Annotated in this window: 33 protein-coding genes, 1 tRNA gene and 2 pseudogenes; 26 read left to right on the top strand and 10 right to left on the bottom strand. The window is 48.9% G+C overall.

Annotated elements, in window-relative coordinates; genetic code table 11:
• The first annotated feature begins 122 nt into the window (after positions 1-122).
• From RS889_RS05650 to speD, 6 genes are all read left to right on the top strand, one after another.
• Positions 123-551: a GNAT family N-acetyltransferase gene (locus tag RS889_RS05650; protein WP_315709740.1), complete on the top strand. Its 429-nt coding sequence runs from the start codon at positions 123-125 to the stop codon at positions 549-551.
• 166 nt (positions 552-717) lie between these two features.
• Positions 718-1,047, top strand: coding sequence for a hypothetical protein (locus RS889_RS05645; protein ID WP_315709739.1), 330 nt, complete (start codon positions 718-720; stop codon positions 1,045-1,047).
• A gap of 51 nt (positions 1,048-1,098) precedes the next feature.
• Entirely contained in the window at positions 1,099-1,491 is a 393-nt protein-coding gene (locus RS889_RS05640) for a DUF6515 family protein (RefSeq protein ID WP_315709738.1), read from the top strand.
• 156 nt (positions 1,492-1,647) lie between these two features.
• Positions 1,648-1,995 (top strand): YacC family pilotin-like protein, encoded by a 348-nt coding sequence (locus RS889_RS05635; protein WP_021017002.1) that lies wholly within the window; start codon positions 1,648-1,650, stop codon positions 1,993-1,995.
• A gap of 109 nt (positions 1,996-2,104) precedes the next feature.
• Complete coding sequence (gene speE / locus RS889_RS05630) at positions 2,105-2,968, top strand: polyamine aminopropyltransferase (RefSeq protein WP_315709737.1); 864 nt, start codon at positions 2,105-2,107, stop codon at positions 2,966-2,968.
• Positions 2,969-2,998: 30 nt separating this feature from the next.
• Positions 2,999-3,793 carry an adenosylmethionine decarboxylase gene (speD, locus tag RS889_RS05625; RefSeq protein ID WP_021017004.1) on the top strand — a complete coding sequence of 265 codons (795 nt, stop codon included), beginning with the start codon at positions 2,999-3,001 and terminating at the stop codon, positions 3,791-3,793.
• Positions 3,794-4,091: 298 nt separating this feature from the next.
• On the opposite strand, the gene RS889_RS05620 is transcribed toward speD, so the two are convergent.
• Entirely contained in the window at positions 4,092-4,274 is a 183-nt protein-coding gene (locus RS889_RS05620; RefSeq protein ID WP_315709735.1) for a hypothetical protein, read from the bottom strand.
• 118 nt (positions 4,275-4,392) lie between these two features.
• On the opposite strand from RS889_RS05620, the gene RS889_RS05615 reads away from it, so the two are divergent.
• From RS889_RS05615 to RS889_RS05560, 13 genes are all read left to right on the top strand, one after another.
• Positions 4,393-4,746, top strand: a complete 354-nt coding sequence (locus tag RS889_RS05615) for a metalloregulator ArsR/SmtB family transcription factor (RefSeq protein WP_315709734.1) — start codon at positions 4,393-4,395, stop codon at positions 4,744-4,746.
• A gap of 57 nt (positions 4,747-4,803) precedes the next feature.
• Positions 4,804-5,283 (top strand): arsenate reductase ArsC, encoded by a 480-nt coding sequence (locus RS889_RS05610; RefSeq protein ID WP_315709733.1) that lies wholly within the window; start codon positions 4,804-4,806, stop codon positions 5,281-5,283.
• 22 nt (positions 5,284-5,305) lie between these two features.
• Positions 5,306-5,671, top strand: a complete 366-nt coding sequence (gene arsD, locus RS889_RS05605) for an arsenite efflux transporter metallochaperone ArsD (protein ID WP_315709732.1) — start codon at positions 5,306-5,308, stop codon at positions 5,669-5,671.
• Between the two features lie 23 nt (positions 5,672-5,694).
• Positions 5,695-7,461, top strand: coding sequence for an arsenical pump-driving ATPase (gene arsA / locus RS889_RS05600; protein WP_315710926.1), 1,767 nt, complete (start codon positions 5,695-5,697; stop codon positions 7,459-7,461).
• Between the two features lie 40 nt (positions 7,462-7,501).
• A complete protein-coding gene (locus tag RS889_RS05595; RefSeq protein WP_315709730.1) occupies positions 7,502-8,791 on the top strand; it encodes an arsenic transporter in 1,290 nt (429 codons plus the stop codon).
• Positions 8,792-8,848: 57 nt separating this feature from the next.
• Entirely contained in the window at positions 8,849-9,277 is a 429-nt protein-coding gene (arsC, locus tag RS889_RS05590; RefSeq protein ID WP_315709728.1) for a glutaredoxin-dependent arsenate reductase, read from the top strand.
• Between the two features lie 73 nt (positions 9,278-9,350).
• The gene (locus RS889_RS05585; RefSeq protein ID WP_315709726.1) at positions 9,351-9,860 is read left to right on the top strand and encodes an arsenate reductase ArsC; all 510 of its coding nucleotides are present in this window, start codon (positions 9,351-9,353) and stop codon (positions 9,858-9,860) included.
• 213 nt (positions 9,861-10,073) lie between these two features.
• Entirely contained in the window at positions 10,074-10,229 is a 156-nt protein-coding gene (locus RS889_RS05580) for a protein-tyrosine phosphatase family protein (RefSeq protein ID WP_315709725.1), read from the top strand.
• A gap of 69 nt (positions 10,230-10,298) precedes the next feature.
• Positions 10,299-10,508 carry a protein-tyrosine phosphatase family protein gene (locus RS889_RS05575; protein WP_425475137.1) on the top strand — a complete coding sequence of 70 codons (210 nt, stop codon included), beginning with the start codon at positions 10,299-10,301 and terminating at the stop codon, positions 10,506-10,508.
• A gap of 237 nt (positions 10,509-10,745) precedes the next feature.
• Positions 10,746-11,369, top strand: coding sequence for an FmdE family protein (locus tag RS889_RS05570; protein ID WP_315709723.1), 624 nt, complete (start codon positions 10,746-10,748; stop codon positions 11,367-11,369).
• Between the two features lie 9 nt (positions 11,370-11,378).
• Positions 11,379-12,119, top strand: coding sequence for a sulfite exporter TauE/SafE family protein (locus RS889_RS05565; RefSeq protein ID WP_315709722.1), 741 nt, complete (start codon positions 11,379-11,381; stop codon positions 12,117-12,119).
• A 172-nt stretch (positions 12,120-12,291) separates the two neighbouring features.
• Positions 12,292-12,453, top strand: a complete 162-nt coding sequence (locus RS889_RS23755; protein WP_425475136.1) for a hypothetical protein — start codon at positions 12,292-12,294, stop codon at positions 12,451-12,453.
• Positions 12,422-12,622, top strand: a complete 201-nt coding sequence (locus RS889_RS05560) for a hypothetical protein (protein ID WP_315709720.1) — start codon at positions 12,422-12,424, stop codon at positions 12,620-12,622. The genes RS889_RS23755 and RS889_RS05560 overlap by 32 nt, the downstream gene beginning before the upstream one ends.
• Positions 12,623-12,791: 169 nt before the next feature.
• Here the strand turns inward: RS889_RS05560 and RS889_RS05555 are convergent.
• Positions 12,792-12,868 (bottom strand) — tRNA-Asp (locus tag RS889_RS05555).
• Positions 12,869-12,996: 128 nt separating this feature from the next.
• Complete coding sequence (gene dnaQ / locus RS889_RS05550) at positions 12,997-13,731, bottom strand: DNA polymerase III subunit epsilon (RefSeq protein ID WP_290180194.1); 735 nt, start codon at positions 13,729-13,731, stop codon at positions 12,997-12,999.
• Between dnaQ and rnhA the strand changes: the two are divergent.
• A pseudogene (rnhA, locus tag RS889_RS05545) lies at positions 13,685-14,258 on the top strand (ribonuclease HI). The gene dnaQ and the pseudogene rnhA sit on opposite strands and share 47 nt — an antisense overlap.
• Positions 14,259-14,265: 7 nt before the next feature.
• On the opposite strand, the gene RS889_RS05540 reads toward rnhA, so the two are convergent.
• Positions 14,266-14,979 (bottom strand): methyltransferase domain-containing protein, encoded by a 714-nt coding sequence (locus RS889_RS05540; protein ID WP_315709719.1) that lies wholly within the window; start codon positions 14,977-14,979, stop codon positions 14,266-14,268.
• A gap of 43 nt (positions 14,980-15,022) precedes the next feature.
• Between RS889_RS05540 and gloB the strand changes: the two genes are divergently transcribed.
• The 3 genes and pseudogenes from gloB to RS889_RS05525 form a co-directional block, all read left to right on the top strand.
• Positions 15,023-15,778, top strand: a complete 756-nt coding sequence (gene gloB / locus RS889_RS05535; protein WP_315709718.1) for a hydroxyacylglutathione hydrolase — start codon at positions 15,023-15,025, stop codon at positions 15,776-15,778.
• Positions 15,779-15,848: 70 nt separating this feature from the next.
• The gene (gene mltD / locus RS889_RS05530) at positions 15,849-17,216 is read left to right on the top strand and encodes a murein transglycosylase D (protein WP_315709717.1); all 1,368 of its coding nucleotides are present in this window, start codon (positions 15,849-15,851) and stop codon (positions 17,214-17,216) included.
• A 97-nt stretch (positions 17,217-17,313) separates the two neighbouring features.
• A pseudogene (locus tag RS889_RS05525) lies at positions 17,314-17,763 on the top strand (transposase domain-containing protein); the annotation flags it as partial.
• 109 nt (positions 17,764-17,872) lie between these two features.
• On the opposite strand, the gene RS889_RS05520 reads toward RS889_RS05525, so the two are convergent.
• Positions 17,873-18,661, bottom strand: a complete 789-nt coding sequence (locus tag RS889_RS05520; RefSeq protein ID WP_021017015.1) for an endonuclease/exonuclease/phosphatase family protein — start codon at positions 18,659-18,661, stop codon at positions 17,873-17,875.
• Between the two features lie 256 nt (positions 18,662-18,917).
• Between RS889_RS05520 and RS889_RS05515 the strand changes: the two genes are divergently transcribed.
• Positions 18,918-19,943, top strand: a complete 1,026-nt coding sequence (locus RS889_RS05515) for an IS630 family transposase (RefSeq protein WP_315710871.1) — start codon at positions 18,918-18,920, stop codon at positions 19,941-19,943.
• A 75-nt stretch (positions 19,944-20,018) separates the two neighbouring features.
• Here RS889_RS05515 and RS889_RS05510 read toward each other — a convergent pair whose 3' ends face one another.
• From RS889_RS05510 to RS889_RS05500, 4 genes are all read right to left on the bottom strand, one after another.
• Positions 20,019-21,221, bottom strand: a complete 1,203-nt coding sequence (locus RS889_RS05510) for an IS256 family transposase (RefSeq protein WP_315707929.1) — start codon at positions 21,219-21,221, stop codon at positions 20,019-20,021.
• 434 nt (positions 21,222-21,655) lie between these two features.
• Positions 21,656-21,838 carry a DUF202 domain-containing protein gene (locus RS889_RS23750; protein ID WP_425475114.1) on the bottom strand — a complete coding sequence of 61 codons (183 nt, stop codon included), beginning with the start codon at positions 21,836-21,838 and terminating at the stop codon, positions 21,656-21,658.
• Positions 21,838-22,227: a YidH family protein gene (locus RS889_RS05505; protein WP_315709715.1), complete on the bottom strand. Its 390-nt coding sequence runs from the start codon at positions 22,225-22,227 to the stop codon at positions 21,838-21,840. Before RS889_RS05505 ends, RS889_RS23750 begins: the two co-directional genes overlap by 1 nt.
• Positions 22,211-22,669: a MurR/RpiR family transcriptional regulator gene (locus tag RS889_RS05500; RefSeq protein ID WP_315709714.1), complete on the bottom strand. Its 459-nt coding sequence runs from the start codon at positions 22,667-22,669 to the stop codon at positions 22,211-22,213. The genes RS889_RS05505 and RS889_RS05500 overlap by 17 nt, the downstream gene beginning before the upstream one ends.
• A gap of 65 nt (positions 22,670-22,734) precedes the next feature.
• Between RS889_RS05500 and istA the strand changes: the two genes are divergently transcribed.
• Positions 22,735-23,907 (top strand): IS21 family transposase, encoded by a 1,173-nt coding sequence (istA, locus tag RS889_RS05495; protein WP_315707433.1) that lies wholly within the window; start codon positions 22,735-22,737, stop codon positions 23,905-23,907.
• Positions 23,907-24,704, top strand: coding sequence for an IS21-like element helper ATPase IstB (istB, locus tag RS889_RS05490; protein WP_315707434.1), 798 nt, complete (start codon positions 23,907-23,909; stop codon positions 24,702-24,704). Before istA ends, istB begins: the two co-directional genes overlap by 1 nt.
• Positions 24,705-24,713: 9 nt before the next feature.
• On the opposite strand, the gene RS889_RS05485 is transcribed toward istB, so the two are convergent.
• On the bottom strand, positions 24,714-25,226 hold the full coding sequence (locus tag RS889_RS05485; protein WP_315709713.1) for a MurR/RpiR family transcriptional regulator: 513 nt from the start codon (positions 25,224-25,226) through the stop codon (positions 24,714-24,716).
• Positions 25,227-25,256: the final 30 nt, after the last annotated feature.

Genomic DNA, 25,256 nt, shown 5'->3' with positions numbered 1-25,256 from the left:
ATTCAGCATCACCCACCGGGCGATACGCCAAGGTTGATACGCAACCAGTGCGGACCATAAAAGTCTGGACGTGGAGTATAACAGAAAGGCTAAAACCACCCTATTCTCTCAAGGACGTTTTCATGAACCAATCACATATTGAAATTACCTATAAAATCAATGTACCACTCACCATTGACCAATTCACTGCACTTCTGGCGAAAACAACGTTAGGTCCACGCCGGCCACTGACAAATCGAACGGTTCTGGAAGGAATGCTGGCTCAAGCAGACTTATTGATTTCAGCTTGGCATAACGATGAGCTGGTTGGAATAGCTCGCAGCGTGACAGACTTTTGTTACTGCTGTTACCTTTCCGATTTGGCCGTCGATGAAAACATTCAGCATCATGGTATTGGTAAACGGCTGATCAAGGAAACGGCCCGACAATTAAGTCCACAGTGCAAAATCGTACTGCTGGCCGCCCCACAGGCCGTCGGTTACTATCCCAAAATTGGTTTTGAAAAACATACCAGTGCCTGGGTCAGCTCGGCAAACCAATTCATGGAATGAGATAATTAATAACCCATGTAGGGATAACGCAAGCACAATGGTGAAAATAACAGCGTTTTTACAAGATAATCAGGATATCGTTATCACCGAATAAAAGTGCGTAAAGCACATTGCACCATGGCGGTACAACGTTTTTCATATGCCTATACAACATGAGAGGTGCATTATGAAAACATTATCCAAAATTTGTGGTACGGCTATATTCATCACCTGCTTTTCCCTGATTGCCGCAATACCCGGGGCGGCGGCCCATCCGGAACATCAGCCACCATTTGCTACTGAAAACGGTGAAGGACACCCACCTTTTCCCCCATTTCAACCACCAATGCCAGCACTATATCAAGCTTCACTGCAAACCAATGATCCCGTACAGGCATTGAACAAACTGATGACAAATGTTCCCCAGGTCCAGGGGAAAACCTATGAAGTCAATATCAGCGTAAGGGAAATTCCGCCGTTACCACAGAAACCTAAGGAAGAAAAAGCAGGAAAATAATTCAGGGTCTAAGATAATTGAACTTGGCCGCGGTTAAATGGAATGCTTGTTATGAAAACGTCAGCAGCACTACTCGTCATATTCATGCTCAATCTGTTACCACCCGCAGTAGTGATTGCGGCACCTGGGCCTGGCGGACCAGGCCAGGCACCAATACCGCCACACCGTCATGAACCGGGTGTTTATGTTGACCATTTGCCCCCAGGAGTGGAAACTGTATTGATTGCCGGGTTAACTTATTATGTTCTGAATGGCATTTTTTATCAGCAAGAGCATGGACGCTATATAATCGTAACACCACCACCCGCTGCCAATGCCCTTTCACACCGTGGTCTGACGGTACTGGACATCAATGGCGAACGTTTTTATGTCAAAGATGGTTCTTACTACAAACGCACCATTAATGGTGAATATATCGAAGTTCCCAAACCAGCAGGGCTCTAATCTCCATCATAGCAGCCGAAATATGTCGTTTCGATATTTGCCATACTTCACTGCTATGTTCACCCGCTTTTTATCGGCTATATATCAGAATAAGTTTGAAACCATGCGGAATAACTGTGATAACGTCATCTGACGGTATCTGAAACAGGTTGAAACATGAAAAATTCGGCACTGGTGCTACTTCTGATCGGTCTTTTTAGCTTTTCATCCGCCAGTAAGGCACTCAACGAATTTGAAGCGGAGGATCTGGCTGATCTTACGGCTATCTTTGTATATCTGAAAAATAACTGTGGTTATCATAACTTACCCAACGATCAGATCCGTCGGGCACTGGTGGTTTTTGCCCAGCAAAATCGCTGGAATCTCGATAATTATAATACGTACAACATGATCGAACTGGGAGAAGCGAGCTATCGCGACCTCAGTGGCATCGCTATTCCTACGCCCCAAAAATGCCAGGCACTTGCTCAAAATTCGCTCAGTTTACTCGTCAGTACGCAGTAATTGAGCCTCCGCCTTTACATTGCATGAAATTCGACCGTGCAAGCACCGTGATAGTTGGCTATTATAGCGCGCCAATTTTCATGGCTGTTATCGCGGAGGAAGCCCTAACATGTCCCAGAAAGAAATTTGGTATGAAACACTACATGCCAACTTCGGTCAGTATTTTTCTATCGACCATGTGCTTTATCATGAAAAAACCGACCATCAGGATTTGATCATCTTTGAAAATGCCGCGCTGGGCCGAATGATGGCACTAGATGGCGTGGTACAAACCACAGAGCGTGATGAGTTTATCTATCATGAAATGCTCACCCATGTCCCGTTACTTGCACACGGCAACGCCAAACGAGTTCTGATTATTGGCGGAGGAGATGGCGCTATGTTGCGTGAAATATGCCGTCATCGCAACGTCGAGCAGATCACTATGGTAGAAATTGATGCGAGCGTTGTAGCATTTTGTCGTCAGTATCTGCCACAACACAGTGCTGGCGCGTACAATGACCCCCGTTTTCGGCTAATCATTGATGATGGCGTGAATTTCGTGAAACAGTGTCACGAAAAATTTGATGTGATTATATCCGACTGCACCGACCCGATTGGTCCCGGTGAAAGCCTGTTTACCTCGGATTTTTATCAGGGCTGCGCCCGTTGTCTGAATGAAGGCGGCATTTTTGTAGCACAGAATGGGGTCTGTTTCCTGCAACAGGAAGAAGCAGTAAACAGTCATAAAAAACTGAGTCACTATTTCAGTGATGTCAGCTTTTATCAGGCCGCGGTTCCAACCTATTACGGGGGAATCATGACGTTCGCCTGGGCCTGTAATGATCCAGACTTACGACAAATCAGCTTGGATAAACTACAGCATCGTTTTGCTAGCGCAGAAATTGCATGCCGTTATTACAATCCGGCAATCCATATCGGCAGTTTTGCTCTGCCACAGTATTTACTGAATGCATTATCAGCTTCCCGCTGATGTCCTGCATCCATAAGGGGGTGACTTAAATTGCAAAAGCTGAAACTGCACGGCTTTAACAATCTGACCAAAAGCCTGAGTTTTTGTATCTATGATATCTGTTATGCCAAAACGCCAGATGACCGTGATGGATATATTGCCTACATTGATGAGCAATATAATGCAAACCGTCTGACAGAAATCTTGACCGAAACCTGTTCAATTATCGGCGCGAATATTCTGAATATCGCCCGACAAGACTACGAACCGCAGGGAGCTAGCGTAACCATTCTCGTTAGCGAAGAACCGATGGACCCTCGGGATGTAGATACCTCCGAACATCCAGGTCCATTGCCCAATTCAGTGGTCGCTCATCTGGATAAGAGTCATATCTGCGTGCACACCTATCCAGAAAGCCATCCGGAAGGTGGGTTGTGTACTTTCCGTGCCGATATTGAAGTTTCCACCTGTGGCATAATTTCTCCACTCAAAGCGCTCAACTATCTAATCCATCAACTGGAATCCGATATTGTCACTATTGATTATCGTGTGCGTGGATTCACTCGTGACATCAACGGCGTTAAACATTTCATTGACCATAAAATTAATTCAATACAGAATTTTATGTCCGAAAACATGAAATCGCTGTATCACTTGATGGATGTTAATGTTTATCAGGAAAACATTTTTCATACCAAGATGCTGCTAAAGGATTTCGATCTGAAACACTATTTGTTTAACGCCAGCCCAGATGCGTTAACATCCACAGAGCGAAAAAGAATTACCGATTTACTGTATCGAGAGATGCAGGACATTTATTACGGCAGGAATCTGCCAATCGTTTAGCAGCCACCAGCCCAAGGACTCTTCCTTCTGTAGCGATAAATGGCACAGAGAAGCGAATGCTCTTGATGGGAAGTTAGCGTCGCCGGTGAACGACTAAATGAGGTACAGCCAAACTTTCCCATCTGAGCTCACACTGACAGCATGTCGGCAACCGCGTGAGTGCCGACAGACTCATCCAGACTAACCTGACAATCCCTGGAGAGTTTCTGATGCAACCTCTCTCTCGCCCGTAATAAACGCGATTTGGTCATAAATCTTGGCGTTGACAGCTATGATGTGATGGACTGATAGCATCCGATTAGTTATTCCTCTTTCGGGGCTCTTGTCCTGCAACAGGGCATGCGGTCTTCTGTTCAGTATCATTCAGCAAACAGTCATGCGCAATACCATCAATTTCCGCGCATTCGGTCCCGGATAAAGCGTCAAAAAAGCGGTCCGGAATCTGCTTGATAAGCCAGCCAATGACTTTTTCGATACGCATTATTACCTCCTTTACTCATTCTCATGATTATAGTCTGTCATATTCGATTAATCGAATATATTATTGACATAAATACTGCGAAGACTAAGATGAAGTCGAACGAAACCACGGAGTATTTATGCACCCGATTACCGCTCTTCAGCTTTTCAAAAATCTCTCAGATGAAACTCGCCTGAAAATCATGCTGTTGCTGAGAGCTTCAGGAGAACTCTGTGTTTGCGAGCTTTGCGGAACGCTGGAGGAATCTCAGCCCAAGATATCCCGCCATCTTTCCATGCTACGGGAAAGCGGGCTGCTTATTGACCGCCGTGAGGGTAAATGGATCCACTATCGCCTTTCAGCGCATATGCCCGCCTGGGCGGCAGCGGTTATTGAACAGGCTTATCTCAGTCAGAAAGAAGAAATTTTGCTTCTGACTGGACGGATTGCCCGCAACAGTGCCACAACCGGTGGCAGAGCGGTTTGTCTCTAACTGACTATAAAATTTTAGATACACATATGCGTTTTAACGAATTTATACGGTGATGTTATGAATATTCTTTTCCTGTGTACCGGTAATTCCTGCCGTTCCATTCTGGCCGAAGCGACATTTAACGCGCTTTCACCGGAAGAGCATCATGCATTCAGCGCAGGCAGCCAGCCAAAAGGTGAAGTCTATCCCCACTCTCTTGCTCTTCTCAGGAAAGAAGGGATACCCATGGAAGGGTACTACAGCAAATCGTGGGACAACCTCCCTGTGACACCGGATGTAGTGATCACCGTGTGCGGAAATGCGGCTGATGAAACCTGCCTTGCCTATCTGGCTCCGGCAGTCAGGGCACACTGGGGAGTGGAGGATCCTGATAAGGCTACCGGGAGTGAACAGGAAATCGATGCCGCTTTCGAAAAGGCCTGGCAAATTCTTCACCACCGGAGTGAAGCCTTCCTGTCACTCCCGCCATCAGTCCTGTCCGGCCCTGAAGAGCGCCTTCAGGCTGAGCTGAACCGGATCGGTGAAACCATTTTTTAATTAAAACCTGAAGGAATAAATAATGAAAACACTGTCAGTGTATGACCCAGCACTTTGCTGCAGTTCTGGCGTGTGCGGTACTGAAGTTGATCAGGCTTTAGTGTCATTTTCCGCAGACGTAACGTGGCTGAAACAGCAGGGTGTGTCGGTGGAACGCTTTAATCTGTCACAGCAGCCTATGGCATTTGCTGAGAACCCGTCAGTTAAAACCTTTCTTGAGCGCTCGGGCGCTGAAAGCCTGCCATTAATTCTGCTGGATGGCGATTTCGTCCTGTCCGGTCGCTATCCGACGCGGCAGGATCTGGCTCGCTGGTTTGGGATAAATCAGGAGAAAGTTGGTATGGCTCCGGAGAAAAGCTGCTGTGGTGGCAAAACTTCATGTTGCTGAACCCAATCGGACAGGAGCCCATGATGAACTATCTTAACAGTATCCCGAAGTTTCTCTTTTTTACGGGGAAAGGGGGAGTCGGTAAAACCTCGCTCTCCTGCGCAACGGCTATTCATCTTGCTGATGATGGCAAACGTATCCTGCTGGTCAGTACCGACCCCGCGTCAAATGTAGGCCAGGTTTTCGGGCAGCAAATTGGTAACACCCTGACGGTCATCTCTGCCGTACCCGGACTCACCGCACTGGAAATCGATCCACAGGCGGCAGCGCAACAATATCGTGCCCGCATCGTTGATCCGGTTAAAGGGGTTTTGCCCGAAGATGTCGTTCGCAGCATTGAAGAACAGTTATCCGGTGCCTGCACAACAGAAATTGCAGCCTTTGATGAGTTCACCGGCCTGCTGACCGACGACGCGTTACTGAATGATTTTGACCATGTGATTTTTGATACCGCCCCGACAGGGCATACCATTCGTCTGCTACAGCTGCCAGGTGCCTGGAGCAGTTTTATCGAGACGAATCCTGACGGTGCATCCTGCCTTGGGCCGCTGGCAGGGCTGGAAAAACAGCGGGAACGTTACTCGCATGCCTTATCGGTGCTGGCAGACGGGGAAAAAACACGGTTAATCCTGGTTGCCCGCGCTCAGCAGTCAACGCTGGCTGAAGTCGCCCGCACGCATGATGAACTGTTGCATGTCGGTCTGAAGCACCAGTACCTGGTGATAAACGGGATGATGCCTGCCGAAGAAGCGTCACAGGACAGCCTTGCCAGTGCATTGTACCAGCGTGAACAACGCATTCTTTCCGGAATGCCGCCGGTACTTACCACGCTTCCGACTGACAGGTTAAGCCTGCAGCAGGAAAATCTGGTTGGAGTGAAGGCGCTTCGCCGTCTGCTGGACGGAGATAACATCCCATATTCATTACCCGCTGTGATACCACGGTCAGAGGTCATCTCCGCACCGACCCTGGAAATGCTGGTTGATGATATCGCCAGGGACAGACATGGTCTGGTGATGTTGATGGGCAAAGGCGGAGTGGGAAAGACAACGCTTGCCGCCGCTGTCGCCGTGGCGCTCGCTGACAAAGGGTTTGATGTCCACCTCACCACCTCTGATCCCGCAGCACACCTTGAAAGCACACTTAACGGACAACGCCATAATCTCCAGGTCAGCCGTATCGATCCACATACCGAGACAGAGCGCTACCGGGAACATGTTCTTGCCACCAAAGGAAAGGATCTGGATCCACAGGGACGGGCGCTGCTTGAAGAAGATTTACGCTCTCCCTGTACGGAAGAAATCGCCGTGTTCCAGGCATTTTCCCGTGTGATCAGGGAAGCAGGGACGCGTTTTGTGGTCATGGATACCGCCCCGACGGGCCACACCCTGCTGCTGCTTGATGCGACGGGTGCCTACCATCGTGAAGTGGCAAAACGGATGGGAGAAAAGGGGCATTATCTGACGCCAATGATGCAGTTGCAGGATCCTGAGCGAACCAAAATCATGCTCGTTACCCTGCCTGAAACCACCCCTGTTCTGGAAGCAGCCGGTTTACAGGAGGATTTACGCCGGGCCGGTATTGAACCCTGGGCATGGCTCATCAATAACAGTCTGGTCGCAACAGAAACAACTTCACCGCTGTTATTAACAAGGGCTGCACACGAAGCTGCTCAGATCCATAAGGTCAGGACTGAGCTTGCCTCACGTATGGCGCTGATCCCTCTGCAGCAGGAAGAGCCAACGGGTATTGAGCAACTGAAACGTCTCACCCGTCAGGCGGGAAAATAATAAATAAAGGCAGGTATCGTTCTGTCCGACAGGAGGTTTTATGTGGCTGGCTGCAGCTATTTTTATTCTGACCATTATACTAGTCATCTGGCAACCCCGTGGACTGGGAATAGGCTGGAGTGCGATGCTCGGGGCCTTACTCGCACTGATTACAGGTGTGGTTCACGTCGGTGATATTCCGACCGTCTGGCATATTGTCTGGAATGCGACGGCAACGTTCATTGCGGTCATCATCATCAGTCTGTTACTCGACGAATCGGGTTTCTTTGAATGGGCAGCTCTGCACGTCGCACGCTGGGGAAACGGGCGCGGGCGCTGGCTGTTTACCTGGATTATTTTACTGGGTGCTGCGGTAGCGGCGCTGTTTGCCAACGACGGTGCGGCGCTGATCCTGACACCTATCGTGATCGCCATGCTACTCGCACTGGGATTCAGTAAAGGCACAACGCTGGCGTTCGTCATGGCTGCAGGGTTTATCGCGGACTCTGCCAGCCTGCCGCTCATCGTCTCGAACCTGGTGAACATCGTCTCGGCGGATTTCTTTAAGCTTGGATTCAATGAATATGCGTCAGTTATGGTGCCGGTTGATATCGCTGCCATCATCGCCACACTGGTGATGCTGCATCTGTATTTCCGCAAGGATATTCCGGCAACCTATGAAATCTCCCGTCTGAAAGCGCCAGAAGATGCTATCCGCGATCTGAATACCTTCCGGACAGGCTGGGGCGTACTGGCTCTGTTGCTGATAGGGTTCTTTGGTCTTGAACCCCTGGGGATCCCCGTCAGCGCGGTTGCCGCCGCCGGTGCACTGATCCTGTTTCTGGTTGCCAAAAAAGGACATGCGATTAATACCGGAAAGGTACTTCGCGGGGCCCCCTGGCAGATTGTGATTTTCTCACTGGGCATGTACCTGGTGGTCTACGGATTGCGTAATGCCGGACTGACTGACTATCTGTCTTCTGTTCTTAATCAGTTCGCCGGACAGGGGCTGTGGGTGGCCACGCTGGGGACGGGCTTCCTGACAGCCTTCCTCTCCTCCATCATGAACAACATGCCAACCGTCCTGGTCGGGGCGCTGTCTATTGATGGCAGTACCGCGACCGGTGTGATTAAAGAGGCAATGATCTATGCCAATGTCATTGGCAGTGACCTGGGGCCAAAAATCACCCCTATCGGCAGTCTGGCCACACTGCTGTGGTTACATGTTCTGGCACAGAAAAATATCCGAATTTCCTGGGGATATTACTTCCGGGTCGGTATCGTCATGACCCTGCCAGTGCTGTTTGTGACGCTGGTTACCCTGGCATTACGTTTATCCGTTTCATTCTGATTAACCCGGTTCTGGCCGTAACGGGCCAGGGCCTGTCACCCCTGAAGAGAGTGATTTATGAGCGCGATTACGATTTATCATAACCCTGCCTGCGGTACTTCCCGCAATACCCTCGAATTGATCCGCAACAGTGGCGTGGAACCAACGGTCATTTTATACCTTGAAACACCGCCGGCCCGTGCTGAACTGGTCAGACTCATCTCTGATATGGGTATCAGCGTGCGTGCGCTGCTGCGTAAAAATGTGGAGCCTTATGAGCAACTGGGGCTGGCTGAGGAAAAATGGAGTGACGAAGAGCTGATTTATTTTATGCTGCAGCATCCAATCCTTATCAATCGCCCCATCGTGGTAACGCCTCTGGGCTCCCGGTTGTGCCGCCCGTCTGAAGTTGTGCTGGATATTCTGCCGGACGCACAAAAGGGAGCGTTCAGTAAAGAGGACGGCGAACAGGTTATTGATGCACAGGGTCAGCGTGTCGTGAAGTAATCTCAGCGATCGGGCTGTGAACACCTGAACAGCCCGATCATACCTGCCTGTCCATGATAGATGGAAAGCCGCGATGATGAGTAAAACATACAATGTCCTGTTCCTGTGTACAGGGAACTCGGCACGAAGCCTCTTTGCAGAAGTGCTGATGAACCAGCTTGGTGGCGGAAAATTCCGGGCATTCAGCGCCGGTACGCAACCTGCCAGTTCGCCTCACCCGCTGACGCTCAGCGTGCTTAAAGATCAGGGATTCAGCACTGAAACGCTGAAAAGTAAACACCTGCAAACTTTTCAGCATCCTGATGCCCCGCGAATGGATTTCATATTTACGCTGTGTGACAGGATGGCAGGAGAAGGATGTCCGGTGTTCTCTGGCGGCCCCATAACGGCCCACTGGGGCTTTCGGGATCCGGCTTTAGCAGAAGGAGGTGATGGAGATAAATACCACGCCTTCGTGGATGTTGAAAAACAGATAGCCACACGCATCCGGCTTTTTTTAAGCCTTCCCCTGGATAAAATCGACCAACTTTCATTACAGAATCAGTTGCAGGCAATGGGAAATGCTGGATCTGACGATCATTAATCAGGTACCGACCGGCGGTCTGGTTGCTGCATTTACGTTTTTTTGCCGTAACTCGTGCTATCAGAGGCGGAAAAATGGGATCTGTCCAACCACTACTCATTACAAGCGCTCACGATGGTGTAAGGCTATTATCCCTGTCGATACAGACCGCATGGGTGATTTAAATACGTAACGTTAACCAGGTTAATAAAAATAAGCATGGAGTCTTTATTGATGTTTCATCCGTTTGATATTCTTACCTTGGACAATGGCGCTAAGCTGATTTTTACCCCTTGTCCCGGAACCAAAGGGGTTCCCCTTGCTGACGCCTTAAAACCATTAAAAAAAGCCGGTGCACAGGTAGTTATCTACCATGATGACGCTGGCTGAAAACTTACTGAAAATCAAGCCGATGCACTCCCGTCCCTTTGTGCTGAACTCCGTATGGACTGATTTCACCTGCCCGTTGAAGACAGCTGTGCACCTGAAGAGCCATTTGAACAGGCATTTGTCCGACAGAAAACGAGTCTGTTGGATTTAGTCAAGTCAGGCGTGACGATGGTGATCCATTGTCACGGTGGGTCTGGCCGGACAGGCATGATGGCCGCTATTCTGATGCTCGATTTAGGTTATGCGCCGGCTCAGGTGAAAAAAAAGAAAATGGATTAAGCCTGACCGCCGTGAAATCACGGCTTCGGAGAGCCAGGCAGCGATTGCGCGAGGCACTGATACACAATTGCCGGGTGCACTTTGACGACAGTGGCCGCGTGTGCTGTCACTCTCTGCATCGTGACGGTGCGTAAGTTCGATTTCTCTACAGTTCTTAGCATCCTTTTTCAACCTCATTCGTCTACCCAAGTAGTGGCTTCATCGGGAAGCCCCTCGATACGCAAAGGAGAAGACGCAATGACAGTTGAAGAATTCGAAATGGCTTTGGCCTTTCATGGTCACAAATGTCCCGCCATGCCGCTTGGTTTTCGTGCTGCGAAAGCAGCAATGCAAGCGCTTGGCGCAGAACGAGCAAAAGACAAGGAGTTGCACGTTATCTCGGAAACGGGCAAGGGACATGCCGCAGGATGTTTTCTGGATGGTGTGATGTCAGCGACGGGTTGCACCTACGGCAAATCAAACATCGAAAAGCGTTATTACAACAAAATGGCTTTCACTTTGATCGACGTGAAAGCTGGGTGTTCAGTACGTGTACGACTGAAGGATAAGTTCTTCGGCAACATGCTCAACTCGCTTTTCGTTACCCAACGCAAACAGGGAATTGCGCCGCAAGACATTCCGGCCGAAGTTACCGACCCCTTGGTTGATAAAGTACTGATGATGCCTGAAGAAATGTTTCTGGAAATCGGGCCGAAGGTAACTTGTGAATTTCCACGCGGCAAGGGATGTTTCGACACGGACCTGTGTGCTCAGTGCGGGGAACGCGTTTTTGTCGACAAACTGATTGACGCTGAATCCGGGCGAATTTGTATTCCTTGCCAAGAAAAGCAGGCTGGTCATTCCGCATATTCATGTTGTTAAGGAGGTACAATGCTCGTCATCGCTGCCATAGCAACGTTCTTCCTTACCACCATTATGGCTATGGCTGGTGTCGGAGCCGCTTTTATCCTGGTGCCGATCTTCCTTGCGTTGGGGGTTGAAATCCACGCGGCGATGGCAACAGCCTTGCTTCTGAATGCGATATCGACAAGTGTATCGACCGCAACATTCATTCGTAAGCATCTGGTAGAATGGCGGCTGGCTTTTCCTATTCTGATTGTGGCTGTCGTACTCTCTCCCGTTGGGGTTCACGTGAGCCAGGGGCTCGATCGCCATCTCCTGCTGTGGCTGTTCTCCGGATTTCTGATTTTCGCCAGTCTGATGATGTTGTTGTATGCACCAAAACCTTCTGGAATTCAGCGCAGCCCCCGAAGCAAGATATTAAGTGGTTTGACCCTCGGCGGTGTCGCAGGCTTTGTTGGTGGCCTACTCGGCGTGGGTGGCGGCAGCATTATCGTCCCTGCATTGGTCGGGTCCGGGCTTGACCCCAAACATGCGTCAGCAACCGCATCTTTTGTGGTCGTGTTCGCTTCTCTGACAGGTTTTTTTGCCCACACCACACTTTCTGGGATGGACTATTCGCTGGTTGGCGTCACCGGAATTGCCTCTGCGGGAGGTGCAGCGCTCGGTGCGTGGCTAATGAGCGAAAAGCTCAAGGGGCAACAGCTCAAATTCATCATTGGAATCGTTTTGTTAGGGACGGCAATCAAAATTATCTGGGGACTTTTGTAGAACGAATGGAAAACAAGTAATGTCAGGACATGTACAAGATGGTCACAATCATGGCAACGCAACCGGCGCAAATCTATATTGGGCACTTGCTCTCACGCTCGGATTCTCTGTTGTAGAGATTCTCGCCGGCTGGTAATCAGGATCTTTGGCATTGCTGGCCGATGCCGGCCACATGGTGACGGACGGTGCCGCATTGAGTCTGGCCGCGTTCTCTGCGTGGCTCGCCGCGCGTCCCCCTAGCCACCGCCATTCGTATGGGTGGGACGAGTTGAATACTGGCGGCCTTGATCAATGCGATCACTATGCTGGTCGTAGTCATCGGCATTGGTTATGAAGCATGGCGGCGCTTCTACGCACCGCAGACGATACAGGGAACAATGGTCAGTATCGTCGCGGCAATCGGTTTGCTGGTCAATCTTATGGTCCAGTGTCGCTTTCGTACGTTCAAACCGGACATGATCGCGGACAAACATCATAAGTTGTTAACCGACGTGGTACGCTAGCACATCAGGCTCCGCGGTGACGGCTATCGGCAGGATCATCTATGTGTCTTCGCTCAGCGAGTCGAGGTCACAGAAACCGAAGTTCACATCACGGAATTGAAGGTGGGACTGCTTCGCACACTTTTCGCCGTTTTCAGCGGAAATCTGCATGCCCAGCTTGGGACGGAAATGGCGGTGCGGACGGGATTCGAACCCGCGACCCCCGGCGTGACAGGCCGGTATTCTAACCGACTGAACTACCGCACCGCGCTATGCTCTCAGAGCGGGTGGAATATTAATGATGATGATACTATTACGTCAATGGTTTTTATAACCAACCTGTTCTATTTGCTTGGAATTCCAGCAGAGTGACGATTTTATTCCAGAGCTGGCTGTTAATTCCGCCACAAACAGCTGCCACCTTTTTTCACAATCAAATCCAATCGTTTTTCATGCGCCTGTAGCTCTTCCGCATTGGCATAAACCACGCTTAACGACGACGTAGGTCTTGCGATTCTCTGGATGGCTTCGCTTGCATCCCCTTGTCGTTGACTTTCTCCTTCCATTGAAAACGACAACGACGTTTGTCCACCCGTCATGGCCAGATAAACTTCAGCCAGAATTTCGGCATCGAGTAATGCGCCATGCAGCGTTCGTTTACTGTTATCTATCAGATAACGGTCACATAAGGCATCCAGATTATTGCGCTTGCCGGGGAATAGCTTGCGCGCCATCAACAGGCTATCAGTAATCTTACAAAACGTTTCTGTTTTGGGAATATTGCGGTTCAACATGCGGAATTCATAATCCATAAAACCGATATCAAACATCGCATTATGAATGACCAGCTCAGCTCCGCGGATAAACGCCAGAAAATCATCAGTGACATCGGCATAACTGGGTTTATTTGCCAGGAACTCATCACTAATGCCATGAATGTTATAGGCTTCCGGATCGACCAAACGATCAGGCCGGGTGTAGACATGAAAGTGACGCCCGGTAAGACGCCGGTTAATCACCTCTACCGCCCCGATCTCGATAATACGATGTCCTTCATAGTGAACCCCCAGTTTGTTCATACCCGTGGTTTCAGTATCCAGAACGATTTGTCGCGTAATTACAGTGCTCATTGTTTTCGTTTATGTCAGACTCATGTTTTTGTTCATGGACAAGAGTCTACCAGAGAAAAGAGATGCTTAAACAGGTAGAAATTTTCACAGATGGTTCCTGCCTGGGAAATCCAGGCCCAGGCGGCTATGGCACATTACTGCGTTATAAACACCATGAAAAAACGCTAAGTGCAGGATACCGCATGACCACCAACAACCGTATGGAATTGATGGCGGCCATTGCCGCGCTGGAAACACTAACGTCGCCTTGTGAAGTTACTTTGAGCACCGATAGTCAATATGTAAGACAAGGCATTACCAACTGGATCCACAACTGGAAAAAACGAGGATGGAAAACCGCCGATAAAAAACCGGTGAAAAACATCGATCTCTGGCAACGGCTGGATGAGGCCATCCAACACCATAAACTACAATGGGAGTGGGTAAAAGGGCATGCAGGCCATCCTGAAAATGAACGTTGTGATGAACTTGCACGTCAGGCAGCCAACATGCCGACACTAGATGATGTTGGCTATCAACCTGATTGATTTGTGGTTATCTGCGGTAACTTTTTGTAACCCCCAGCGGGCGGCTCAGTGATGATTTTCTTAAAGGCGTCCGTGTCGGCATCAGCGTTAGCGGGATAGTCCGCTTACGTGCCACAATCAGGTTAATACACCCCAGCAGCGGCAGGTTATTATCCCATCGTCCTTTCCCCTGTTGTCGCCATGGCAATACATGCAGACTGGCACGATAGACAATTTCATAATTCAATAGACTCAGCCAGTCCATAATACGCATCTGGCTAAACATTCTGCTGCAATAGGGTTGCCGCTTACGGAGCCCGGGCACGACTTTACCCAATCCCACCAAGCTCACCGGATTAAACCCGCTGATAATGATCCAACCGTCATTAATCAATATACGATCGACTTCTCGCAGAACACTGTGCGGATCTGAAGAGTATTCAAGGATATGCGCCAATAAACAGGCATCTACCGACTTTTCGACAAACGGGAGTTGACTCGGCGTGGCAATAACATGTGCCGACGTATTATTCATCGTCACATTGACCTGATGAGGAATAGTACAGTCGTTGCTTTCTATCGCCGTACTAAGCTGACCTATCTTCAGCAAATGAAAACCGAACAGCCTTGGCCACCATGGCACTAGCGCCATATCCAGCGCTTCACGATAGTAATCTCCCCATGGGATAGCGTCCCATGAGTCCGGAGCTATAATTGCATGAGATGTTTGTGCTGGCTTCATATTCTAGTATCTTCCTCAGGCTAACAGCAAAAGAGGATGTGCCATGAATCTTATCAGTGTTCCTGCATTTAGGGACAACTACATTTGGTTATTAAGCAACAAAGAAAAGCAGTGCGCCATTGTTGATCCAGGAGAAGCTTCCCCTGTTATTGAGGCACTTGCAAAATATCAGTTATCTCCTAAAGCCATTCTATTGACCCACCACCATAATGACCATGTAGGCGGGGTAAAACAGTTGGCGAAGCGATATCCTGAAATAATTATTTATGGACCTCAGGAAACTGAGCAGTGCGGGATAACACATACAATTCAGTCAGGCGACACAATTTCAGCGTTAGGTTCGAATTTTTCTGTTTTTTCCGTCCCAGGTCACACATTGGGCCATGTTGCGTATTACACCCATCCATATCTGTTCTGTGGTGATACGTTATTTTCAGCGGGATGTGGACGTATATTTGAAGGTACGCCTAAGCAGATGTTTGAATCTATTAATAAAATAATGCTTTTACCCGATGACACTCTGATTTGTTGTGCTCATGAATATACCTTGTCAAATCTAGAGTTTGCTCATCAGCTATGGCCTGAAGACATCGCTATTAAGGATTATCTCGTTAAAGTCAGGCAAGCAAGGGGAAAAGGACACTCAACTGTCCCCACTACATTAAAGTTAGAACGCACAATTAATCTTTTTTTACGTTATCATGACATTGATTTACAAAGAAAATTGTCAATTAATACAGATATCACCGAGGATTGGCAGATTTTTGCGCAATTACGTGACTTGAAAGACCACTATTGAAGGTTTTTATTGTGCTGGACGACCAATCAAAGTATGATCGCCTATCTTTTAGACAACTATTGACACACATATGAAGGCTAAAGCGATAATCATCGCCTCAGTCTTGTTGGCGGGTTGCCAGGGTACGTCTTATGACACATCGCAACCCAAACAGCATGGACAGAGTTTGTCTTCAGCAAGTCAAGATGAAGCAGGACAATACACAGATGGTCGAGAGACCCAAGCGCTATGGTTGGATGATAACACCTTGGCGCAAAAAGATTTGTGGAACTTCATTAGTACCGAGCTGAAGATGAAGGTTCCGGATAATGCCCGGATCCGCGAGCAAAAAAGGCGTTACTTAAAGAATAAGAGCTATCTCCACGATGTAACATTACGGGCAGAGCCGTACATGTACTGGATAGTCGGGCAGATTAAAGAACGTAATATGCCGATGGAACTGGTACTACTACCCATAGTGGAGAGCGCTTTTAACCCAAATGCCAGATCTTCTGCCAATGCTGTAGGACTATGGCAGATTATTCCTGGCACGGGACGTAATTATGGTTTGAAACAAAACCAGTGGTATGACGGACGTCGTGATGTTGTCGCATCCACAACCGCTGCCTTAGACATGATGCAGCGCCTGAACCGCATGTTTGACGGTGATTGGTTGTTAACCATCGCCGCTTATAACAGTGGCGAAGGCCGTGTTATGCAGGCGATAAAGAGAAATAAAGCGAAAGGTCTTCCAACAGACTACTGGGCGTTAGCGTTACCTCGTGAAACGTCCATATATATTCCAAAGATGTTGGCCTTGAGCGACATATTTAAACACAGTAAAAAGTATGGTGTTACTCTGCCTAAAGCCAATGAAAACCGAGCATTAGCACGGGTGGATTTGGGCCAACAGATGGAACTGACACAAGCTGCCGAATTGGCAGGGCTGTCCGTAAGCAAGCTGAAAACTTATAATGCGGGGTACAGGAAAAATGTCACTGCACCTAACGGTCCGCATTACATTATGGTACCAAAGTCTCATGCCGAGCAGTTGAAAGACTCACTGGCTGAAAATGATATTTCGGCAATGCAACCGGCACAGGTCGCTCAGGCAATCCGCGATGTAGAGTATAAAGTTCGCTCAGGCGATACCTTATCCACCATCGCTAAAAGATTGAATGTCAGTACGAAAGATCTGCGAAACTGGAATGATTTACGCGGAAGTATGCTAAAGGCAGGCCAAACGTTGCAGATTGCCAAAGTTTCTGAGGCAAGTAAAAATCGTTCTATCGTCTATCGTGTTCGCAAAGGTGACTCGCTTACCAGTATTGCTAAACGCCATGGCGTAGATATTGCAGATGTTATGCGCTGGAACACAGTCATTAATAAAAACACCAATCTTCAACCCGGTGATCGACTGACACTTTATGTCAGCAACAAATCATCACCAGACTCCTGATACTTGGTTGCCACAAAAGACCATCTTTGGTGTAACGACGATCAATTAAGGATAAGTTGAACGATCCAATGGCTGTGTGAGAATCCGGAAACGTTCCTTGTTTTCGGATTTTTTTATGCGCATTGCTCAGGCTCTCGACCTTGTTTCCTGCTACGACGCTACCCGTCCCCTCTGACCTTTCTCGGTGATTTTCTTGATCCGGAATTGATTGCCCGTTGTCTCACTGAATCCGGTGCAAGCGTCGTCTGCCGTTGGAGATAATGGTCTGGTGCATCGTCGGCATGGTGCTGGAACGCAAAGACCCCCTCTATCAAATCGTTAACCGGCTGGATATCACATGCTGCCGGGCAACCGTCCCTTCGCCTGCCCAGTGCCGTTATTCAGGTCCGTCAGCGACTGGGGAACGAGGCCGTTCGCCGTGTGTTCACACAAACCGCGCAATTGTGGCTCGGTGCCACAGCACATCCCCACTGGTACGGTCTTGACCCTGCTGGTTGTCGATGGTGTTGTCTGGCGTACGCCGGACAACGATGCGGCCTTCCCAAGGGTGGTAAAGAAAAGGCTCTGGAAATATCACAAAGTTAATAAAAACAGCCAGTCAGTTGATTAACTGACTGGCATTACCACCTTTGGTGGTCTTTTTTCATCACCACAATTCAAACCAATACAAACTCAACCAACAAAGGATTGTGATCCGAAGCTTTAGTCACCAATACCGATGAAGCAGCCACATCCAAATCACGGAAGAAAACAAAGTCCAAAGGACGCCCAAATGACCGGCGTCGATAGTCATCAGAAAAACACACTTCCATCAATCCCATCCGCGTAGCGAATCGGTACAATGCATTCATCCTTGGCTGACTCCAGGTATTAAAATCGCCAGCCATAATTACAGGTCCGTTGTGACAACCCAGTTGGTCACCAATCGCCTCTAATTGTTTGCTATAGATTTCCACCCCAAAACTAAAATTTATCGCATGGATATTCACCACCATCAATTTATACCCACCATGTAGTGAGTAAACCGTTACTAACGCCGATTTAGATAAGCGAAGCAATGGTTCACGTTCACGCAATGGACAACAGTACATTGGCTGAACAGCCGACAATGTCATAACACCGGATGGATATTGAGGAAGTGCAAACGCAGGGACTTGATCAGCAGACAGATAATTGGTGGTCGCAAAACGGATAAGCTCTGGTGTACTTTGAGCTTCCTGTAACAACATAAGCTGCGTATTACTACCAAAACCCTGCAGCACTGATAGCCAATCCATACGTTGCTGTTTAAAAATATTCCATACCATAACGCGCAGGATATCTTTTTCTGGCAGCAATAAACCAGAGGATGAAGATTGTTTCATAGACTGCATAGCCACTGGCTGGAAAATCCGCTCTGCTGGCTGCCCCGCAACGTATCTCATCGCATAAGTTTTTTTTCGCACGTATTGCCTGCTTTCATATTTTCTTTATTGAATAAGGTACAACTCAGTTATAGGGACTTTATGGCTGACTTTCAACGCGCCAAATCAATAGAATGAAAAATGTAGGATAAATGGTTACGGTAGACAATCAGAAGAAGAGAAAAGATCTGGTGAATAAACCGAGACCAAGGGGAAAAGGAAAACATTGTAGTCATTATATACCCCTGATCATTGAAGATGCTTGATTTTCAGGCAACAGAAGATCATGCTGTTCACCATGAAAATATTCATCACTGACCAACAAAAAGCTGAACTTGAGCGCCTTCACGATTCCAGTCGTGATAAACGTGTTTGCGATCGTATTAAAGCCATTCTTCTGGCTTCCGAAGGCTGGAGTTCGGCCATGATCGCTCAGGCTTTGCGGCTGCATCAGACCACCGTTGACCATCATATCAGCGAGTTTCTGAATAAAGGGAAACTGAAACCAGAGAATGGCGGTTCAGACAGTAAACTCAGTGCTGAAAAAACAGCCTCTTTAATCAGCCAGTTATCTGATAACGTATTTCATCAGACCCGTGATATTGTCGCGTTTGTCGCCCGGACATGGAACATCGTTTTCAGCGTTCCGGGAATGAATAAGTGGCTGCACCGTAACGGCTTTACCTACAAAAAACCGTCAGGTGTTCCCCATAAATTTAGTGAAGAGAAACAAAAACAATTCATTGAATATTATGAGGAACTGAAAGCAACTGCGGGTGATGAACCGGTTCTTTTTATTGATGCTGTCCATCCTACTCAGGCCACTAAAATCAGTTATGGCTGGATACGCAAAGGCCAGAGAAAAGCGGTAAAAACAACGGGAAGTCGTACACGGCTGAACATCATGGGGGCGCTGAATCTGAAGGCCCCGGAACACCCGCTAATCTGCGAATATAAAACGATTAATGAATACAATGTATCTCGTTTTTTCAATGAGATACGTAAGGTTTATCCTGATTATGGCCAGAAAGTTCATGTTATTCTGGATGGTGCAGGTTATCACCGTTCACAGTTAGTGAAAGAGTGGGCGGAGGTGGTAAATATAAAACTTCATTATCTCCCGCCGTACAGTCCGAACCTGAATCCGATAGAACGAATGTGGAAATTAATGAACGAACATGCCCGGAATAATCGCTACTTCAGCAGTAGCAGGGAGTTCAGGGATGCAATATCTGAATTTTTCAGCGATACGCTACCGGACATGGCGGGTTCTCTGACGTCCCGAATTAATGACCGTTTTCAGGTACTGAAATCTGCATCTTGAGGTTTATTGGGTATATACAAAAAAAACCTGCGTTAATACCGAGAGCGTTCAGAATTCTGTGTCACGTTAAAAACTCTATAGCGTTATCACACTATTCAGTCGCCCTTCAAAATAAATGGCTAACTGCGACAATGTCAAATTCCAGCTCTGGATCGGCATTGTCCATTTCTCCTGTGCATTCATCAGTCCCAGATAAAGCAGTTTCAACAGGCTGTTTTCATTCGGAAAAGCGCCTTTGGTTTTGGTCAGTTTCCTGAACTGACGGTGCACCGATTCTATCGCGTTGGTTGTGTAGATCACTTTGCGTATGTTAGCCGGGTAGCGGAAGTACGCTGACAGGTTTTCCCACTTGCGCCGCCATGACTGGAGCACCACCGGATATTGCTGACCCCATTTGGCCTCCAGCTCATCCAGTGCCGTTTCTGCGGCTTCTTTTGACACCGCACGATACACCGGCTTCAGGTCGGCCATGAAGGCTTTATGGTGCTTTGAGGCCACGTATTTAATCGAGTTGCGTATCTGGTGAATAACGCACAACTGCACCTCTGTCTGCGGATAAATGCTGTTTATCGCCTCCGGGAACCCAGTCAGCCCGTCCACGCAGGCTATCAGGATGTCTTCAACGCCACGGTTTTGCAGATCGCTTAATACAGATAGCCAGAAGTTTGCCCCTTCGCTTTCCGACAGATACAGACCCAGAACTTCTTTTTTGCCTTCCAGATTCAGCGCCAGCACAGTGTAAACGGCTTTGCTCTGGTAACGGCCATCCTCGCGGATTTTATAGTGAATGGCGTCCAGCCAGACGAAAGGATAAACTTTCTCCAGCGGGCGCTGTTGCCACTGTTTTAACTCAGGAATGACTTTATCGGTGACGGCACTGATGGTGGCGGTAGACACGCTGAATGCGTATAAATCTTCAATCTCCCGGCTGATATCCTGGTAACTCATCCCCAGCGCAAACAGACGAATGATTTTGCGCTCGATCTCATCGGACAGTGTGGTCTGATGCTTTTTCACCAGTTGAGGCTCAAAAGTGCCATTACGATCGCGCGGAGTCGTCAGTTCGAAGCTGCCGGTCGGGGCTTTAATGGTTTTTTTACCAGAGCCGTTTTTACGGTTGGCTTCCACATCTGAAGCCAAATGGGAGTCAAGTTCCGCAGACAGGGCTGCTTCAGTTAACTGTTTGATTAACGGGGTTAAGATGCCATCTTTGCCGGTCAGTGACTGACCGGACTGTAGCGCTTTCAGGGCTTTGTCGAAATCAAAGGGTTGGGACATTTGTCATTCCTTTTTGATGATATATTACTGGAATGACACGGAATTTCTAACACTCCCTTAATACCCAGTGTTTTGGTAAATTTGGCGAAACGGATGGAAACCAGAACCATCATCTATTTGATAAATAATAAAATTAATCACCATCTGTTATCGCTTCTGGCAGCGTTATAAACCATTTTGAAATTGTTCTGCAAACAGGAATCTACTTGCTTGTGTTTAATCGCTCGGTTTTCACTCCATCATCACTGGCATTTCAGTCACTACTATCTCTTCATAACAAAAATAGCTTCTATATAAAAACATAAAATACATGCATTCCCGTGAGGCTTGTAACGCGTGGGTGCTCTCTTATATTCATCGTGAAGGGTACGCACGGCAGCCAGCGTCATGGCGGAGTAACCACAATAATCAGTGATACAAAGTTATGCCGTTGTTTAGCAATACCACAAAACATCGCAATGGAGCCACTCAGCAACAACATCCCAACAAGCGAGTATAACGCATTCCGGTATAACTCCAGCCCCGCAGGCACAGCAAACCGGCACAAGCATCGACCAGCCAGTTCTGCGCCAGGACAGGTGCGTACGCTCCGGTTGCAGGCCCGGATCTCTTTTCATTATGGTCTTCCCTGCCACAGTAACACTCCCAGTAATATTGCGAGAAAAATCATAAGCGCCGCCAGAATGACAAGCGTGCGGGTGTAGGGTAAATTGTTTTCAAGACGCATGGCATATTCATTCCGGCGCCAGCGTCGCCATGCCATAAATCCCATGGCTGATGCAGCTACCAGGAGTAGCGTTGAGATGCCGATACGCAGTTCAGCAGAAGATAATTGGGGAGAGAACTGCTCTATGCCGACAGCGCCCGCCATCAGCGCCAGAGCAGTACGGATCCAGGCAAAAAATGTACGTTCATTGGCGAGCGTAAAACGGTAATCGGGGGTTTTGCCGGCAAGCCACCACTTACCCTTTGGGCGTGTTGACTGACTGTTATCCTGTAGACTCACGTTTAATCCTTTCTTTTATCAGTAATTCTTTAATGGACAGTCCGGTCGATGCGCTGTCGCGCAGGTTGTGGCGGGTGATTTCTGTGCACAAAAACTCAATCATGAACAGCTGTGACATACGGGTGGCAATCGAGTCGCCCTGGTAGGGGCCAGCGCTGCCGCTGGTCAGCAACCAGGTGTCCGCCAGCTCAGTCAGCGGTGACTGCGGGCTGTGCGTTATGGCCAGACACTGCGCCCCCGCTTTTTTGGCCAGCCGGAAAGCATTCACCACTTCCGGTGTTTCGCCAGAGTGAGAAAACGCGACCACCAGGTCTTCGGATTTGAGGTTAGTGAGTTTCAGCGTCATGGTAAAACGGTCGGTGTAGGCTTCCGAATCGATGCCCTGACGGTTCATTTTGTCGCGAGCTGTTAGCGCCAGTGATATAAGACGGTAATTCACCATTAGTATTGTCCGCTCCACCCTACATGTTGTTTCCTTTAGGTTCTCACACCAGAAAGGACATCAACATGCTGAGCAGAGAGGACTTTTACATGATAAAGCAAATGCGCCAGCAGGGTGCGTACATTGTCGATATTGCGACTCAGGTGGGTTGCTCTGAACGAACTGTCAGACGCTACCTCAAATACCCTGAACCGCCAGCCAGAAAGACTCGCCACAAAATGGTTAAGCTGAAACCGTTTATGGACTACATTGACATGCGCCTGGCCGAGAATGTCTGGAATAGCGAGGTCATCCTCGCGGAAATTAAGGCAATGGGCTATACCGGCGGGCGTTCCATGCTGCGTTACTACATCCAGCCCAAACGTAAAATGCGCCCATCAAAAAGAACGGTTCGCTTCGAAACCCAGCCGGGATATCAGCTCCAGCACGACTGGGGCGAAGTCGAGCTGGAGGTTGCCGGGCTACGGTGTAAAGTTAACTTCGCGGTTAATACGCTGGGGTTCTCCCGACGCTTCCATGTCTTCGCCGCGCCAAAGCAGGATGCTGAACACACCTATGAGTCGCTGGTTCGCGCCTTCCGCTACTTCGATGGCAGTGTGAAAACTGTGCTGGTTGATAACCAGAAGGCAGCGGTGCTGAAAAATAACAACGGAAAAGTGGTGTTCAACTCCGGGTTCCTCTTGCTGGCCGATCACTATGACTTCCTGCCACGGGCCTGCCGCCCACGCAGGGCCAGAACCAAAGGAAAAGTAGAGCGGATGGTGAAGTATCTCAAGGAGAACTTCTTCGTCCGGTACCGCACGTTCGACAGCTTCGCTCATGTTAACCAGCAACTGGAGCAGTGGATGGCGGATGTTGCTGATAAACGGGAGCTTCGCCAGTTCAAAGAAACACCGGAACAGCGCTTCGCGCTGGAACAGGAGCATCTGCAGCCGTTGCCGGATACAGACTTCGATACCAGCTACTTCGACATCCGCCATGTGTCCTGGGACAGTTATATCGAGGTTGGCGGCAATCGTTACAGTGTTCCTGAAACCTTGTGTGGACAGCCGGTCTCAATACGGATCTCACTGGATGATGAGTTGCGGATCTACAGCAATGAGCAACAGGTGGCGTCACACCGACTCTGTTCAGCATCGTCTGGCTGGCAGACTGTGCCGGAACACCACGCCCCGCTCTGGCAGCAGGTCAGCATGGTAGAACATCGCCCACTGAGTGCTTATGAGGAGTTGCTGTGATGCATGAACTTGAAGCGCTGCTGAGTCGCCTGAAAATGGAGCACCTGAGCTATCACGTTGAAAGCCTGCTGGAGCAGGCGGCTAAAAAAGAGCTGAACTACCGGGAGTTCCTGTGCATGGCGCTGCAGCAGGAGTGGAACGGCAGACATCAGCGCGGCATGGAGTCCCGACTGAAGCAGGCGCGTCTGCCATGGGTCAAAACGCTGGAGCAGTTCGACTTCACCTTCCAGCCGGGCATCGATCGTAAGGTTGTCCGGGAGCTGGCCGGTCTGGCGTTCGTGGAGCGCTGCGAGAATGTAATCCTGCTGGGTCCTCCAGGTGTCGGGAAAACCCATCTGGCCGTTGCTCTCGGCGTGAAAGCGGCGGATGCAGGGCATCGGGTACTGTTCATGCCACTGGACAGACTGATCGCGACGCTGATGAAAGCGAAACTGGAAAACCGGCTGGAGCGCCAGTTACAGCAACTGAGTTATGTCCGGGTGCTGATCCTGGATGAAATAGGCTATCTGCCAATGACCAGAGAGGAAGCCGGCCTGTTCTTCCGGCTACTGAACCGTCGATATGAAAAAGCGAGCATCATCCTGACGTCAAATAAAGGCTTCGCAGACTGGGGAGAGATGTTTGGAGATAACGTGCTGGCTACGGCGATCCTGGATCGGCTGCTGCATCACTCAACCACGCTGAATATCAAAGGAGAAAGCTATAGGTTGAAGGAAAAACGTAAAGCTGGAGTGCTGACCAAAAACGCCACGCCAATCAGTGACGATGAAATGGCGGAAAGCGGACAGCATCAGTAAAGAAAGCATCTAGCGGGCATGAAAATGGCAAATAACGGTCAAAGATCGTGGCGTTGACAGAGCCTCCATTGCAGAAAGACCTGAGGCTCCAAAACCTACGAACAGAACACGGTTGGCTGTCAGAAACCTTTTGACCACCGGCTTGACCACTGTCATGTCCAGCAGGCCGATAGTCTCATTCAGGGTGGTTTCCACCGTCATGGCAATCTTCTGCGCCACATCGTTGCGAGTATCATCCAGGAAGATATCCGGGGAAGATGGCAGCAGTTGTTCGCGATCGTCCAGCAACTCGCGTTTGAGGGCCGCTTTCAGCTCAAGCAGTCCGGTATAACCAATTTTTTTGCAAAAGCGCACGATAGTCGCTTCGCTGACCGACATGGCTTCGGCCAGTTTACGCACCGGCATCTGCGCCACTGCCGCAGGCTGCTCCAGAATAAACCCGGCAATATGTTGGTCCGTTTCACCGAGTCCGCCCAGTACATTACTAATATACACTCGCACATTTTCGCGGTTCACGCTCATTGCAGCACCTGACCCTTTTACATGAAAAAT

The sequence above is a fragment of the Brenneria uluponensis genome (genome assembly GCF_032395385.1).
Taxonomy (GTDB): Bacteria; Pseudomonadota; Gammaproteobacteria; order Enterobacterales; family Enterobacteriaceae; genus Prodigiosinella; species Prodigiosinella aquatilis.
This window is presented reverse-complemented; position numbering and strand designations above follow the sequence as displayed.

Coding starts and splice junctions, on each gene's coding strand:
- RS889_RS05650 (WP_315709740.1), top strand. CDS start 123: ATGAACCAATCACATATTGAAATTACCTATAAAATCAATGTACCACTC.
- RS889_RS05645 (WP_315709739.1), top strand. CDS start 718: ATGAAAACATTATCCAAAATTTGTGGTACGGCTATATTCATCACCTGC.
- RS889_RS05640 (WP_315709738.1), top strand. CDS start 1,099: ATGAAAACGTCAGCAGCACTACTCGTCATATTCATGCTCAATCTGTTA.
- RS889_RS05635 (WP_021017002.1), top strand. CDS start 1,648: ATGAAAAATTCGGCACTGGTGCTACTTCTGATCGGTCTTTTTAGCTTT.
- speE (WP_315709737.1), top strand. CDS start 2,105: ATGTCCCAGAAAGAAATTTGGTATGAAACACTACATGCCAACTTCGGT.
- RS889_RS05620 (WP_315709735.1), bottom strand. CDS start 4,274: ATGCGTATCGAAAAAGTCATTGGCTGGCTTATCAAGCAGATTCCGGAC.
- RS889_RS05615 (WP_315709734.1), top strand. CDS start 4,393: ATGCACCCGATTACCGCTCTTCAGCTTTTCAAAAATCTCTCAGATGAA.
- RS889_RS05610 (WP_315709733.1), top strand. CDS start 4,804: ATGAATATTCTTTTCCTGTGTACCGGTAATTCCTGCCGTTCCATTCTG.
- arsD (WP_315709732.1), top strand. CDS start 5,306: ATGAAAACACTGTCAGTGTATGACCCAGCACTTTGCTGCAGTTCTGGC.
- arsA (WP_315710926.1), top strand. CDS start 5,695: ATGAACTATCTTAACAGTATCCCGAAGTTTCTCTTTTTTACGGGGAAA.
- RS889_RS05595 (WP_315709730.1), top strand. CDS start 7,502: ATGTGGCTGGCTGCAGCTATTTTTATTCTGACCATTATACTAGTCATC.
- arsC (WP_315709728.1), top strand. CDS start 8,849: ATGAGCGCGATTACGATTTATCATAACCCTGCCTGCGGTACTTCCCGC.
- RS889_RS05585 (WP_315709726.1), top strand. CDS start 9,351: ATGATGAGTAAAACATACAATGTCCTGTTCCTGTGTACAGGGAACTCG.
- RS889_RS05580 (WP_315709725.1), top strand. CDS start 10,074: ATGTTTCATCCGTTTGATATTCTTACCTTGGACAATGGCGCTAAGCTG.
- RS889_RS05570 (WP_315709723.1), top strand. CDS start 10,746: ATGACAGTTGAAGAATTCGAAATGGCTTTGGCCTTTCATGGTCACAAA.
- RS889_RS05565 (WP_315709722.1), top strand. CDS start 11,379: ATGCTCGTCATCGCTGCCATAGCAACGTTCTTCCTTACCACCATTATG.
- RS889_RS23755 (WP_425475136.1), top strand. CDS start 12,292: ATGGTGACGGACGGTGCCGCATTGAGTCTGGCCGCGTTCTCTGCGTGG.
- RS889_RS05560 (WP_315709720.1), top strand. CDS start 12,422: ATGCTGGTCGTAGTCATCGGCATTGGTTATGAAGCATGGCGGCGCTTC.
- dnaQ (WP_290180194.1), bottom strand. CDS start 13,731: ATGAGCACTGTAATTACGCGACAAATCGTTCTGGATACTGAAACCACG.
- RS889_RS05540 (WP_315709719.1), bottom strand. CDS start 14,979: ATGAAGCCAGCACAAACATCTCATGCAATTATAGCTCCGGACTCATGG.
- gloB (WP_315709718.1), top strand. CDS start 15,023: ATGAATCTTATCAGTGTTCCTGCATTTAGGGACAACTACATTTGGTTA.
- mltD (WP_315709717.1), top strand. CDS start 15,849: ATGAAGGCTAAAGCGATAATCATCGCCTCAGTCTTGTTGGCGGGTTGC.
- RS889_RS05515 (WP_315710871.1), top strand. CDS start 18,918: ATGAAAATATTCATCACTGACCAACAAAAAGCTGAACTTGAGCGCCTT.
- RS889_RS05510 (WP_315707929.1), bottom strand. CDS start 21,221: ATGTCCCAACCCTTTGATTTCGACAAAGCCCTGAAAGCGCTACAGTCC.
- RS889_RS23750 (WP_425475114.1), bottom strand. CDS start 21,838: ATGAAAAGAGATCCGGGCCTGCAACCGGAGCGTACGCACCTGTCCTGG.
- RS889_RS05500 (WP_315709714.1), bottom strand. CDS start 22,669: ATGGTGAATTACCGTCTTATATCACTGGCGCTAACAGCTCGCGACAAA.
- istA (WP_315707433.1), top strand. CDS start 22,735: ATGCTGAGCAGAGAGGACTTTTACATGATAAAGCAAATGCGCCAGCAG.
- istB (WP_315707434.1), top strand. CDS start 23,907: ATGCATGAACTTGAAGCGCTGCTGAGTCGCCTGAAAATGGAGCACCTG.
- RS889_RS05485 (WP_315709713.1), bottom strand. CDS start 25,226: ATGAGCGTGAACCGCGAAAATGTGCGAGTGTATATTAGTAATGTACTG.